Annotated in this window: 1 pseudogene; it reads left to right on the forward strand. The window is 58.1% G+C overall.

From position 1 onward, the window contains the following. Positions 1 to 188: 188 nt before the first annotated feature. Positions 189 to 1005 (forward strand): annotated as a pseudogene (locus tag AWB78_RS45025) (IS630 family transposase); the annotation flags it as partial. Between the last annotated feature and the right edge of the window lie 366 nt (positions 1006 to 1371).

Below are 1371 nucleotides of genomic sequence, written 5' to 3' on the forward strand. Positions count from 1 at the left end.
CCGCACACAGGTGCTCGATGTAGCGATCAAACTTCGCTAGATTTTCCATTGCAGCCCACTAATAAATATGGAATCCTAATTATGAACTGAAATGAAGATGGAAGTCGCTATTTTTTATGACACAGTGAGACTAGTACAACATCCCCTAAATAGCTTGATTAAATAATTGCGTTGGCTAACATGTCGGGATGAGCCAAGGTCGTCATGCAACGCCAGTGAAGTTGGCGAAGAAAGAACGAGAAGAACTGCTGTCGCTGATCGAGCGGAAGACCGCGACTCAGCGAGATGTGATGCGGGCGCGCATTGCGCTGTGGGCGCACGAAGGTCATCCGAATACGGTGATCGCTCGAGAACTGCGTGTATCGGTGCAGACGGTCTGCGCGTGGCGCAAGCGCATCGCACAGCACGGTGCGCAGGGCCTGCGCGAGGGTGAGCGTAGTGGTCGTCCGCCACGCATCACGCAAGAAACGCGACTGCAGCTGATTGCTTTGGCATGTGAAGCACACGAATCCGAGGGACGGGTTACGCCGACACTGGACGAGATAGTGGCGCGCGCGATCGAGCGTGGCATTGTCGAACAGATCAGCCGCAGCCATGTGCAGCGTATCTTGCAGGCTGGCGACGTGCGACCGCACCGGGGTCCAGCAATGGCTACACAGTCCCGACCCGGCCTTTCGGGAGAAGATCAATGTGATTTGCAAGCTGTACCGCAAGGCGCCCAAACACGCAGTGGTGCTCAGCATCGACGAGAAGACGGGCATTCAAGCCATCGAGCGCAAGCACCCGGGACGCGCGCCGGCACCGGGACGGCTGCGTCGCCGGGAGTTTGAATATATCCGGCACGGCACTCAGGCGTTGATTGCCGCGCTTGATGTGCATACCGGAGAGGTGCTGGCAGACTGCCGCGAGCGGCGCACCCAGGACGACCTGGTCGCCTTCATGGAGCGCGTGGCGGTGGCTCACCCGGGCAAACAGGTGCACGTGATTTGGGACAACCTCAATAGTGCGACGTGAAAGTCGCCAGACTCGTTGTTTCACCGCCGGAGACGGCGGGAGGAAACCGGGCGTTCCGTCGCCCGTAGTCTACCGGTGCATGCGATGCTGGCAACGGCGTGGTATGAAGCCACCGGGACAATGTAGCCCGGCGTAAACCGCGTCTGGGTCGTGAGACCGAGGCTCTTCTGCGAGTGTCAATGCGGAGGGGGCGCTAGACTGGATGGCATGATCAAGACATCTGAACTGCCGTTAAACATCGTCATTGTCAAAAGGCCAAAGGCACTGATAGGCCTTACCCAGTGCGACATGAAGTCGCGTATGCAATTGTTTTACCCAGCCGAAAGGCTGGTCAGGAAACCGGTCGTTCCGTCGACC

The sequence above is a fragment of the Caballeronia calidae genome, assembly GCF_900044055.2.
Taxonomy (GTDB): domain Bacteria; phylum Pseudomonadota; class Gammaproteobacteria; order Burkholderiales; family Burkholderiaceae; genus Caballeronia; species Caballeronia calidae.